This window comes from Gottfriedia luciferensis (genome assembly GCF_002156865.1).
In the GTDB taxonomy this organism is placed as follows: Bacteria; Bacillota; Bacilli; order Bacillales; family Bacillaceae_G; genus Gottfriedia; species Gottfriedia luciferensis.
The window spans coordinates 17,865-29,769 of sequence record NZ_NCTA01000009.1 but is presented as its reverse complement, the minus strand read 5'-3'; the positions used below and the strand labels follow the sequence as shown (position 1 = coordinate 29,769).

Sequence of the window (11,905 nt, the reverse complement as noted above, 5' to 3'; positions counted from 1 at the left end):
AAAAATTTCATGTACCGTAAGACAATGACAATAACAAAAATTCATAGTAATAAGAAAAAAATAATAAAAAAATGACTGGAAATGTACATACTTATAAAGTCCTTTTTTAAAACTGCAGCAAGTTTTTTTGTTAAAATGAAAAAAGAAGCAAATTATTATTTACATATTTAAAAGGTTGGATTTATTTAAAATAATAGAATGGAGTGGTTTAATTGAAGGCTTACATTTTAAGAGAGACAAATGGACCGGAATCACTAAAATTTGAGAATGTTGAATTTGGATCATTGAAAGCGAATGAAGTATTGATTAAGTTAAAAGCTGCTTCATTAAATAGACGTGACTTTTTTATCACTCACGGCATGTATCCTGGCATGAAATTAGATGGGATATTAGGATCAGATGGAGCAGGAGTAATAGAAGGGATTGGCGCTGAAGTAAAGTCATTTAATATAGGTGATGAAGTCATTATGAACCCAAGTTTAGATTGGGGGGACCGTGACGATATTAATTCAGAACAATTTACTGTACTCGGAATGCCCATGAATGGAACGTTTGCTGAATATATTACTTTACCAGTTGAAAATGTATATAAAAAACCAGACTATTTAAGTTGGGAAGAGGCAGCAGCAATTCCATTAGCGGCACTTACTGCCTATCGCGCGTTATTTACACGCGGCCAGTTACAGAAAAATGATACAGTTTTAATTCCTGGTATTGGTAGTGGAGTAGCATTATATGCCTTACAAATAGCAGTTGCATATGGTGCAAAAGTAATCGCTACATCAAGTAGTAATGAAAAAATTGCAAAAGCAATTGAGCTAGGTGCGGTCGCTGGGTTTAATTACCGTGAAAAAGATTGGTATAAAAACCTTCGAAAAGAGTTTGGATTCGTAAATCTTACAATCGATGGCGTTGGTGGTGAATCATTTAATCGATTAATTGACTTGACTGCTCAAGGTGGAAGAATTGTTACGTTTGGTGCGACGAATGGACCAGTTCCTCAAACAGTTTTACCGAAAGTATTCTTTAAAAATATGGATATTAGAGGTACAACGATGGGAAGTCCAAGAGAATTTGAACAAATGTTAACATTCTTTGAAGAACATAAAATTAAACCAATTATAGACAAATCATATGATTTTACCGAAGTAATTTCTGCTTTACATCTTATGGGAGAAGGAAATAACTTTGGGAAAATTACAATCAAAATTGATTAAATACAACTGTTTGACACCTCCTTTTTTTAATCTAGGAGCTAGAAAATGAAGCGTTTTTTCAGTTTGAATAACTTAATTTTTATGATTGCATATCCTTTAAAGAGAACTAAATTATTTAGTTCTTTTTTTATTGCTCCTTGATAAATTACAATTAACATCATATGATTATTACAAATGTAATATTTAAAATATTTAGTATTTTGTAAATTGTAAGCGTTTTAAATTCGAATATACTATTTAGGAGGCTTAATTATGAAACATACTTACTTAACGAGAGAACATGAAATCTTCCGCACGTCTCTTAGAAAATTTTTACAAAAAGAAGCTGTTCCTTTTTATGAGGAATGGGAAAAAAACAGAATGATACCAAGGGAATTTTGGGATAAATTAGGAAACGAAGGATTTTTATGTCCATATGTTGACGAGAAATACGGTGGACTTGGGGTAGATTTTGGCTACTCAGTTATTATTATAGAAGAACTGGAAAAGGTTGGTTCAAGTTTAGTTGGAGTTGCACTACACAATGATATTGTAGTTCCATATTTAACAGCATTTGGAAATGAAGAGCAGAAAATGGAATGGCTGCCAAAATGTATTTCTGGTGAATATATTTCTGCTATTGCAATGACAGAGCCTGGAGCTGGGTCTGACTTAGCGAATATAAAAACTACTGCAGTAAAACAAGGTGATTATTATATCGTAAACGGTGAAAAAACGTTTATCACAAATGGGATCCAATCAGATTTAGTTATTATTGCAGTAAAAACGGATTCAACGATTCAACCGTCTTATAAAGGAATTAGTTTATTAGTAGTAGAAAATAATACAGAAGGCTTTACTAGAGGAAAGAAATTAAATAAAGTCGGACTGCATAGTCAAGATACTGCTGAATTAATTTTCCAAGATGCGAAAGTACCTGTTAAGAATTTGTTAGGCCAAGAAGGTAAAGGTTTTTATTACTTAATGGAAAAATTGCAGCAAGAAAGATTAGTAGTTGCGTTGGAAGCACTTGTATCAGCAGAGGAAATGGTAAGAGTGACGACTGAATATGTTAAAAGTAGAAAAGCGTTCGGTAAATCAATCAGTCAATTCCAAAATACACAGTTTAAAATTGTAGAATTAGCAACTGAAATTGAAATTGGTCGTACTTTCATTGAAAATTTAATTTTAAAGCATATGGAAGGCGAAAATTTTGTTAAGCAAGTATCAATGGCAAAATGGTGGATAACGGATTTGGCTAAGAAAGTTGCTTCTGAGTGCCTTCAATTGCACGGTGGATATGGTTATATGGAAGAGTATGAGATTGCTAGACGCTTTAGAGATATTCAAGTTATGTCAATTTATGCAGGTACAAATGAAATCATGAAAACGATTATTGCAAAAAATCTAGGGTTAAATTAATCCAAAATAAATAGTTGGAGGATCATATTTATGAGAGAAGTAGTGATTGTTGATGCTTTAAGAACACCAATTGGTAAAAGAGGTGGTAGTTTTAGCGAAACAAGACCTGATGACTTAGCTGCGATTATACTTAAGGAATTAGTAAGTCGAAATGAATTTGATCCAAAAGAAATTGATGATGTCATTATGGGCTGTGTAACTCAAATTGGAGAGCAAGCTGGTGATATTGGAAGAGTTGCTTCATTGTTAGCAGGCCTTCCAATCGAAGTGCCAGGTGTTACAATTGACCGTCAATGTGGTTCAAGCCAACAATCTGTTCATTTTGCATCGCAAGCAATTTTAAGTGGTGATATGGAAATTGTAATTGCTGCAGGCGTTGAAAGTATGACTCGTGTTCCAATGTTTTCAAATTTAAAAGGTTCAAAATGGAATGAAAAGCTAATAGGAATGTTTGGAGATTTTAATCAAGGTATCTCTGCTGAACGGATCAATGAAAAGTGGAATATTACTCGTAACGAGCAGGATGAATTTGCATTTAACAGCCATCAAAAAGCTTTAAATGCAATGAAAAAAGGTTATTTTGAAAATGAAATTGTTCCAGTTTCAGTTAAAAATGAAGATGGTGAACTAGTTACAGTAAGTAAAGATGAGGGACCTAGAGAAAATTCTTCAATCGAAAAACTAGCAACACTTAAACCTGCGTTTGTCGAGACTGGATCAGTAACTGCTGGAAATGCAAGTCAAATAAGTGACGGTGCAGCAGGTCTTCTTTTAATGAGCAAAGAGAAAGCTCATGAATTAGGATTTAAACCTAAATTTAGAATTATCGGTAGAACTGTAGTAGGCTCTGATCCAAAACTAATGTTAACAGGGCCAATTCAAGCAACACATAAAGTACTTCAAAAATGCGGATTATCAATCGATCAAATTGATTTATTTGAAATTAATGAAGCATTTGCAACAGTTCCACTGGCGTGGCAAAAAGAACTGGGTGTCCCATTTGAAAAATTAAATATTTTCGGTGGAGCTATTGCATTAGGTCATCCACTTGGAGCAAGTGGCGCAAGAGTAATGGTAACCCTATGTAATGCTTTAGAAAAGACTGGTGGTCGCTACGGTTTACAAGCTATTTGCGAAGGTCATGGGATGGCAAATGCAACGATTATAGAGAGATTAAATTAAGACCGGGAGGAAAACAAAATGAATATCCGTGAAAGTATTGCAATTGTAACTGGGGGAGCATCTGGATTAGGTGAAGCAACAGTAAGAATGATCGTAGAAAACGGTGGGAAAGCTGCAATATTTGATTTAAATGAGGAGAGAGCTACGAAATTAATCTCTGAATTAGGTGAAGACTCTGTTTGTTTTGAGAAAACAGATGTTTCCTCTGAAGAATCTGTTAAAAATTCAATTTCAAATGTATTAAATAAATATGGTTTAATTAACACTTTGGTTAACTGTGCTGGAATTGTTCTAGCAGAAAAAGTAATTAAAAAAGATGGAATTCACTCACTTGAATCATTCCAAAAAATCATTAATGTTAATTTAGTTGGAACTTTTAATGTTATTCGCCTAGTAGCTGAACAAATGATCAAAAATGAACCGAATGAATTTGGTGAAAGAGGAATTATCATTAATACTGCCTCAGTTGCAGCATTTGATGGCCAAATGGGCCAAGCAGCATATGGGGCATCAAAAAGTGCAGTTGCAGGTATGACATTACCAATCGCTAGAGACTTATCAAGATATGGTATCCGAGTGATGAGTATTGCACCAGGCATTTTCGAAACGCCAATGTTTGATATTTTACCTGAAAAGGCAAGAGAATCATTAGGAAATATGGTTCCATTCCCTTCACGTCTAGGCAAACCTTCTGAGTACGCACATTTAGCAAAAAGTATTGTCGAAAATCCAATGTTAAATGGTGAGGTTATTCGATTAGATGGTGCAATTCGTATGCAACCAAAATAAAATCATATTATATTTTGGATAATTTGGATATTTTTTTCAAAAAATACTCTTATGCCAAACGCTAAAAGAGGGAAATATGAAAAAAATATTTTATTTCGTCATGATCGTAATCGTATTGTTCATTTCATTATTAGGAATTCTATTTGCTTTGAATGAAATCGAAATGAACTATGCTCAAAAACATAATATTTATGCTGAGAAGCCAATTACTTATCCGGTTGGTTATAGCGATTTGTCTATTCATACAAATGGAAAGAAATTATATAACCAATTATTTGATGATATTAAGCATGCAAAAAAAGAAGTTCATATTTATTTCTTTTCAGTTTCTAATGATCGAATATCCCATCAATTTTTAAATATCTTAAAACAGAAAAGTGACGAAGGTATACCCGTTTACTATGCTGTAGACCGTCTTGGTGGAATTTTATTGGAAAGAAAAGAGAAACAATCATTAATCAATCATGGTGTACATTTTACATATTTTAATAACCCTAAACTTTCTTACTTTTTTGCATCTGTCAACAATCGAAATCATCGGCGAATGACGATCATTGATGGCGAAATTGGTTATATTGGTGGATTCAATATAGGAAAAAAATATATTGATGAAAAGAAAAATTTGAAACCTTGGGAAGATGTTCAACTTAGATTAGTAGGGAGCGGTGTTGAAGGGTTAGAAAAACAATTTGTACATGATTGGAGAAAAAACTCGGATCAAAAAATTACCCCAATGAAAATCAGCTCAAAAATCGGGAAAAGCCAGATACAATTTGTATCATATACAAAATTAGGAATTGAAGAGGAATATCGCAAATTATTTAAACAGGCAAAGCATTCCATCACAATTTATTCTCCTTATTTTATTCCTAATAATAAAGTAATATGGGATACATTAATGGAATCAGCTAATAGGGGAATCGAAGTAAAAGTACTCTATTCTCATAGGTCAGATGCACTTTTAGTAGAACAAGCAGCTATTCCTTATATTAAGCAAGCATGGAAAAATAATATTAAAGTGTTTGGTTATAAAAAAGGAATTTTTCATGGTAAAGTAATTAAAATTGATGATAAAGTTCTTATGGTTGGTACAACAAACTTTGACTCACGATCATTTCATTTAACAGATGAAATGAATTGTTATATTTATGATCAAAAATTTATCAAACAAGTAGAGCCGAAATTAGAAGATGAATTTAATCATTCATTTGAAATTACACCATCATATATTAATCGTTTACCTTTTAAAGAAAGAGTAAAAGAAAAAATAGCAAAAGTATTTGAGTATTACTTATAAAAAAATGATGTAACTAGTTATACTGTAATTTTTAACGGAGAATACAATTAAAAAATAGAAAAGATTAATCATGAAAATTGGTTAATCTTTTTTTATTTTCAAATATTTATAAAAATACAATTGATTTTATATTTATTCATAACTATAATGATAAATATAATTTTATAAAAGGGGAAATAAAAATATGAAGGTCGGTATTGTAGGTGCCACTGGATACAGTGGACTTGAATTAATTAGATTACTATCGATGCATCCTAAAATCAATAAGTTGAATTTTTATTCAACGACAGAATATAGCGAAGATTTAACTTTTTATTATCCGCATTTAGCAAATAAAGTGAAAGGCTCAATAAAAATGTGGGATAAAGATCAATCTGCTTCGGAAAACGATATTCTATTTTTTGCTACTCCACATGGGGTAAGTAGTGAATTAATCAAAGAAATTGATTGCGAAGAAACGAAACTAATTGATCTTTCTGGAGATTTTCGATTAAACAAAGAGGAATTATATACGAGATGGTATAAACAAAAACATCCTTGTTTTACAAAATCAAATGAATTTACATATGGACTAACTGAACTTAATCGAGAAGCGATAAAATCATCGCATAAAATTTCAAATCCCGGATGTTATCCAACTGCAACACTCCTAGGAATTGCTCCGCTTTTAAAGGCAGGATTAATTTCAAGTAATTCTATTATTATTGATGCCAAATCAGGAATTTCAGGTGCTGGCAAAGCTGCCAATCAGACGACTCAATTTATGAATAGGAATGAAAATTTAGCAGCATACAAAATTATGGATCATCAACACATCCCGGAAATTGAACAGTGTATTCAAATGCTAGATGCAACACAGGAGTATGTATCCTTTACTCCGCATTTAATTCCAATGACAAGAGGGATTTTAACAACTATTTATGCTACTGCTAATCGTGGTATTAGTAAGGATGAGTTAAAAGAAATATATAAATCAAGTTATGAAGATTGCTATTTTGTGAGAATTAGAGACTCAATACCTTGTACAAAAGATGTTTATGGTTCTAATTTCTGTGATTTACACGCTTCTTACGATGAGCGAACAAATCGGATCATAATTGTGTCGGTAATCGATAATTTGGTCAAGGGAGCAGCCGGTCAAGCAATTCAAAATATGAATATTATGTCAGATTTACCAGAAGAAACGGGCTTACAATATTCACCATTATTCCCATAAGGAGAGATGAAAATTGATAACAAAAGAAATGAACATAAAAAAAGTTAATGGAACGATAACATGTCCAAATGGATTTTATGCAAGTGGGGTTCATGCAGGATTACGATACAAACGTAAAGATTTAGGATTAATCTATTCAGATAGACCTGCATCAGTAGCTGCAGTTTATACTCAAAATTTATTTCCTGCAGCACCAATTGGTATTACTAGAAAAAGTATTGAATATAGTAATACTTTACAAGCTGTCCTAGTAAACAGCGGATGTGCAAATGCATGTACCGGAAAAAAAGGGGAAGATGATGCATATTTAATGAGAAGCTGGTGTGCTGAACATCTTGATCTACCAGACCATTTAGTTGCAATTGCTTCAACTGGTGTAATTGGTGAATATTTAAAAATGGATCGATTAAAAAATGGAATTAATCAATTAACACTAGGAAATACAATTGAAGATGGTGTGGATTTTGGAAATGCGATTTTAACGACTGATACAGTAATAAAAAGTAGTTGTTATGAAGTATTAATTAACGGAAAGATTGTGACAATTGCAGGTTCTGCAAAAGGTTCAGGAATGATACATCCAAACATGGCTACAATGCTTGGTTTTGTAACGACAGATGCAACGATTAGTTCGAATCATCTTCAGACTTTATTAAAAACAGTAACGGATAAAACCTTTAATCAAATTACAGTTGATGGGGATACATCGACAAATGACATGGTATTAGTAATGGCAAATGGATCTGTCGAACATGAGGAGTTAACTGAAAATCATCCTGATTGGCCTAATTTTACTGCAGCTTTTCAATTAGTTTGTGAGGAATTAGCTAAAAAAATTGCAAGAGATGGTGAAGGGGCTACTAAATTAATCGAAGTGAATGTAAATGGTGCTTCAAATCATTCAATTGCAAACCAAATTGCGAAAACAATTGTCGGATCAAATTTAGTAAAAACTGCAGTGTATGGAGAAGATGCCAACTGGGGCAGAATTATTGGCGCAATTGGTTACAGTGGAATAAAAGGTGAGTTTAATCAAATTGACATTTCAATCAATGGGGTAACTGTTTTATTTGGTAGTAAACCAGTTGATTTTGATGAAGAAGAGGCAAAAACTGCTTTGAAAAATGAAATAATCTATATTGATGTACATTTACATGCTGGTGATGCATGTGGAACTGCTTGGGGCTGCGATTTAACTTATGATTATGTGAAAATAAACGCAAGCTATCGTACTTAAGGGGGAATTTTGAAAATGGAAACTGTAGTCATTAAACTTGGTGGCAGTTTAATTCAGAACTTATCAAATACTTTCTTTGAAAATATTAATCAATTAAAAATGTGTGGTAAGAAGGTCATCCTTGTGCACGGAGGAGGACCACTAATCAATAATCTATTATTAAAATTTTCGATTCCTGTAGAAATGGAAGATGGTATCAGAAAGACTTCAACCGAAGTTTTAGAGATTGTAGAGTATGTGCTAAACGGGAAAATCAATAAGGATTTAACGATTGTTTGTAATCAATATAATTTAAAAGCGATTGGATTATCAGGATGCGACAATTTATTACTGGAAGCTTCACTTTACAAAAAGGGCAAATTAGGTTGGGTTGGGGAAATTAATCAAGTGAATACGAATCTTCTAAAATTATTACTTGATCATGAGTATGTACCAGTCATTTCACCTGTAGGTGTAGATAGAATTGGTCAAAAATATAATATTAACGCAGACGAAGCGGCTAAGAGTATTGCTAAAGCCATGAATGCAGAGTTACTTTGCTATATAACAAATACAAATGGAGTATTAGATCAAGGAAATAAATTAATTGAAAAGTTAACACCGAATGAAGTTGAAAAGTTAATCGATGAAAAGACAATTGTGGGTGGAATGATTCCTAAAGTCACAAGTGCTATAAATGCACTAAACGAAGTAGATTCAGTTGCAATTGTTGGTGAAAATTTTTTAAATGAAGATGGAACAATCAACGGTACGATTTTTACAAAAGGAGTTGTGTTAAGTGAGTAATTTATTTCCAACATATAATAAAAAAACAATTAATTTTCAAAACGGAAAAGGTACTTACTTATATGATGCCGAAAATAAAAAGTACCTAGATTTTTTAAGTGGGATTGCTGTTTGTAATTTAGGGCATTGTCACCCTAAAATCGTAGATGCTTTACAAAAGCAAGTAGAGTCAATTTGGCATGTATCGAATTTATTCACCATTCATAAACAAGAGGAGTTAGCCGATTTATTAGTAAAAAGTTTTAATGATGGCTTAGTATTCTTTTGTAATAGTGGTACTGAAGCAAATGAAGCAGCAATCAAATTGGCGAGAAAGCATTCTGGTAAATTTCATTTTATTAGTTTTAAACAAAGTTTTCATGGACGTACATTTGGATCGATGGCCGCAACTGGACAGTCAAAAATACATGAAGGTTACGGGGAAATGTTAAGTGGTTTTACATATGTACCATATAATGATCTAAATGCTCTTATGGATGAAATCAATGAAAATACTGGTGCGATAATTTTGGAGGTTATTCAAGGTGAAGGTGGTGTAATCGTTGGTAATAATGACTTTTTTGAAGGGATTCAAGCTCTTTGTAAAAAACATGAATTATTACTCATTGTTGATGAGGTACAGACCGGAGTGGGTAGAACAGGGACAATGTTTGCCTATGAACAAACTCCATTAAATCCAGATATTATTACATTGGCAAAGGGATTAGGAAATGGGTTCCCAGTTGGCGCAATGATTGGTAAAAAGAAATTTGCTACAACATTTTCAACAGGTGCACATGGATCGACATTTGGCGGTAATTATTTAGCGATGTCAGCTGCGTTTGAAACAATTAACATGATTAACGACCTTACATTTCTAGAAAGTGTAAAAGAAAAAGGTGAATATTTATTTAATAAATTAAATGAAATGAAAATTGAGTTTCCACAAATTACTGAGATTCGTGGGAAAGGATTAATGGTTGGAATTGAGTTGAATAATCCAGTTGAAAAATTAGTAGAATTATTATTAGATAATGGTTTAATCGTAGGAACAGCTGGTGCAAATGTATTAAGATTGTTACCGCCATTAAATTTATCATACAAAGAAATTGATGAAGCAATTAGTATTATAAAAAAGGCATTTTCTTTTTATTTTTTAGATAGTAAAGTTCATTGAAAAAATTAAATAGAAGATGATGGAGGCGAGCTGTGGTATTATCCAAAGCTAGTCTCTTTTTTATGTTATTACGATATGAAACATAAAATCTAAATTGTTTAAGGAATGCTATTGTTGTAAAAATATATTGAAAATTAAGTTTATATTATAGATAATGGAATAATCACTAAAATTGGAGGGGATAACATGTATCACATTCGTGTTCGAGCATGCGCATTAATTGTAGAAAAAAATTCTGTTTTATTAATTGAATTTACAGATGAAGATGGAGTTCACTACAACTTGCCAGCAGGAGGGACTGAACCCGGTGAAACAATAAAAGAAGCAGTAAAAAGGGAAGCCTTTGAAGAAGCAGGTGTTGATATTGAGGTAGGAGAACTTGTATTTGTCTCTGAAAATGCTCCTCATATGACTGGACATCCTATTCATGGACTAAGCTTAATGTTTAGATGTTATATGAAAGATGGCTCATACCCTTCTATGCCGACTAATCCAGATCCAAATCAATCTGATGTAAAGTGGGTACCCCTTGATGAGCTAGAAAATATCGTCTTGTTTCCAAATATTAAAGAACAAATTATTCAATATATAAAAGGTAAATACGAAAATAATACATTAATAGAAGAATACAAACTAAAAGAACAACTAATCTAATCTTTAAATAGAGAAGAGGATTAAATTGATAATATTACCTGAAAAATTCGTAAATACAATTAAAGACATACATAAAGAAAATGGATCAAAGTGGTTAGCGGACTTTCAAGAACTTTGCTTAAAATGTGAAAATCAGTGGCAAATGAAAATATTAACTCCGTTTGAATTGTCTTATAATTTTGTAGCCCCAATTCTATTCCAAGATGGCAAAGATGGAGTGATTAAATTATCAGTTCCGAACGAAGAGTTTACGAATGAAGTTGAAGCTTTACGGGTGTTCAAAGATACTGGGATTGTATCAATGATTGATTACGATCTGAAGAAAGGAATCATTCTATTGGAGCGACTTCTTCCCGGCTACACTCTTGCGTCAATTGAAAATGAAGAAGAGGCAATGCACATAGCATCAAAAGTTATGAAAAATCTTTGGAAAATAGCACCTGAATCTACTATACTCCCCACAATGTTAAACAGAGAAAAAAGTTTTAGGAGAATAGTTGAAACGTTTCCGAATGGATTAGGACCAATATCGAAAGATTTGCTCCTTGATGCGTTTACTATCTTTAAGGAAATGTTAAAATCTCAATCTACTACATACTTACTTCACGGAGATCTACATCATTATAATATTTTATTCGCTGGTGAAGCCTCATGGAAAGCAATCGATCCAAAAGGACTAATTGGAGAAAGAGAATATGATATTATCCAATTTTTATTAAACAATTTAGAGCATAAGAATATTTATAAAGTAATTGAAAAACGCATTGATATTTTAGTAAAAGAATTAGATTTAAATAGAGAACGAGTTTTATTTTGGGGATATTCTCATGCAGTTTTATCAACTTGTTGGAGTTTGGAAGATGAGGGGACGTATAATGAGAACTTCTTTCAATCAATTCAAGTTTTTAAAAATTTACATACAAATTTAAATAAATAAAGAAGATTAGAAAAGATAATGAAGTTAAGACTA

Annotated in this window: 11 protein-coding genes; all 11 read left to right on the top strand. The window is 32.3% G+C overall.

The window, feature by feature from the left end; genetic code table 11:
- Positions 1 to 212 precede the first annotated feature (212 nt).
- The 11 genes from B7R67_RS08900 (at position 213) to B7R67_RS08850 (ending at position 11,872) form a co-directional block, all read left to right on the top strand.
- Positions 213 to 1,217, top strand: coding sequence for a zinc-dependent alcohol dehydrogenase family protein (locus B7R67_RS08900; protein ID WP_088069584.1), 1,005 nt, complete (start codon positions 213 to 215; stop codon positions 1,215 to 1,217).
- A 252-nt stretch (positions 1,218 to 1,469) separates the two neighbouring features.
- Positions 1,470 to 2,618 carry an acyl-CoA dehydrogenase family protein gene (locus B7R67_RS08895; RefSeq protein WP_088069582.1) on the top strand — a complete coding sequence of 383 codons (1,149 nt, stop codon included), beginning with the start codon at positions 1,470 to 1,472 and terminating at the stop codon, positions 2,616 to 2,618.
- Positions 2,619 to 2,648: 30 nt separating this feature from the next.
- Positions 2,649 to 3,800 carry a thiolase family protein gene (locus B7R67_RS08890; protein WP_088069580.1) on the top strand — a complete coding sequence of 384 codons (1,152 nt, stop codon included), beginning with the start codon at positions 2,649 to 2,651 and terminating at the stop codon, positions 3,798 to 3,800.
- Between the two features lie 18 nt (positions 3,801 to 3,818).
- A complete protein-coding gene (locus B7R67_RS08885; RefSeq protein WP_088069578.1) occupies positions 3,819 to 4,589 on the top strand; it encodes a 3-hydroxyacyl-CoA dehydrogenase in 771 nt (256 codons plus the stop codon).
- Positions 4,590 to 4,665: 76 nt separating this feature from the next.
- A complete protein-coding gene (locus B7R67_RS08880) occupies positions 4,666 to 5,886 on the top strand; it encodes a phospholipase D-like domain-containing protein (RefSeq protein ID WP_235822125.1) in 1,221 nt (406 codons plus the stop codon).
- Positions 5,887 to 6,070: 184 nt separating this feature from the next.
- Positions 6,071 to 7,102, top strand: a complete 1,032-nt coding sequence (gene argC / locus B7R67_RS08875; protein WP_088069577.1) for an N-acetyl-gamma-glutamyl-phosphate reductase — start codon at positions 6,071 to 6,073, stop codon at positions 7,100 to 7,102.
- Between the two features lie 28 nt (positions 7,103 to 7,130).
- A complete protein-coding gene (argJ, locus tag B7R67_RS08870) occupies positions 7,131 to 8,339 on the top strand; it encodes a bifunctional ornithine acetyltransferase/N-acetylglutamate synthase (protein ID WP_088069726.1) in 1,209 nt (402 codons plus the stop codon).
- 15 nt (positions 8,340 to 8,354) lie between these two features.
- On the top strand, positions 8,355 to 9,125 hold the full coding sequence (gene argB / locus B7R67_RS08865) for an acetylglutamate kinase (RefSeq protein WP_235822124.1): 771 nt from the start codon (positions 8,355 to 8,357) through the stop codon (positions 9,123 to 9,125).
- A complete protein-coding gene (locus tag B7R67_RS08860) occupies positions 9,118 to 10,281 on the top strand; it encodes an acetylornithine transaminase (protein ID WP_088069574.1) in 1,164 nt (387 codons plus the stop codon). Before argB ends, B7R67_RS08860 begins: the two co-directional genes overlap by 8 nt.
- A gap of 186 nt (positions 10,282 to 10,467) precedes the next feature.
- Positions 10,468 to 10,935 carry an NUDIX domain-containing protein gene (locus B7R67_RS08855; RefSeq protein WP_088069573.1) on the top strand — a complete coding sequence of 156 codons (468 nt, stop codon included), beginning with the start codon at positions 10,468 to 10,470 and terminating at the stop codon, positions 10,933 to 10,935.
- A 25-nt stretch (positions 10,936 to 10,960) separates the two neighbouring features.
- Positions 10,961 to 11,872, top strand: coding sequence for an aminoglycoside phosphotransferase family protein (locus tag B7R67_RS08850; RefSeq protein ID WP_088069571.1), 912 nt, complete (start codon positions 10,961 to 10,963; stop codon positions 11,870 to 11,872).
- The last annotated feature ends 33 nt before the right edge of the window (positions 11,873 to 11,905 follow it).

What these genes read in the sequence shown, in the direction of transcription:
- B7R67_RS08895 (WP_088069582.1), top strand. Translation starts at nt 1,470, where the DNA reads ATGAAACATACTTACTTAACGAGAGAACATGAAATCTTCCGCACGTCT.
- B7R67_RS08890 (WP_088069580.1), top strand. Translation starts at nt 2,649, where the DNA reads ATGAGAGAAGTAGTGATTGTTGATGCTTTAAGAACACCAATTGGTAAA.
- B7R67_RS08885 (WP_088069578.1), top strand. Translation starts at nt 3,819, where the DNA reads ATGAATATCCGTGAAAGTATTGCAATTGTAACTGGGGGAGCATCTGGA.
- B7R67_RS08880 (WP_235822125.1), top strand. Translation starts at nt 4,666, where the DNA reads ATGAAAAAAATATTTTATTTCGTCATGATCGTAATCGTATTGTTCATT.
- argC (WP_088069577.1), top strand. Translation starts at nt 6,071, where the DNA reads ATGAAGGTCGGTATTGTAGGTGCCACTGGATACAGTGGACTTGAATTA.
- argJ (WP_088069726.1), top strand. Translation starts at nt 7,131, where the DNA reads ATGAACATAAAAAAAGTTAATGGAACGATAACATGTCCAAATGGATTT.
- argB (WP_235822124.1), top strand. Translation starts at nt 8,355, where the DNA reads ATGGAAACTGTAGTCATTAAACTTGGTGGCAGTTTAATTCAGAACTTA.
- B7R67_RS08855 (WP_088069573.1), top strand. Translation starts at nt 10,468, where the DNA reads ATGTATCACATTCGTGTTCGAGCATGCGCATTAATTGTAGAAAAAAAT.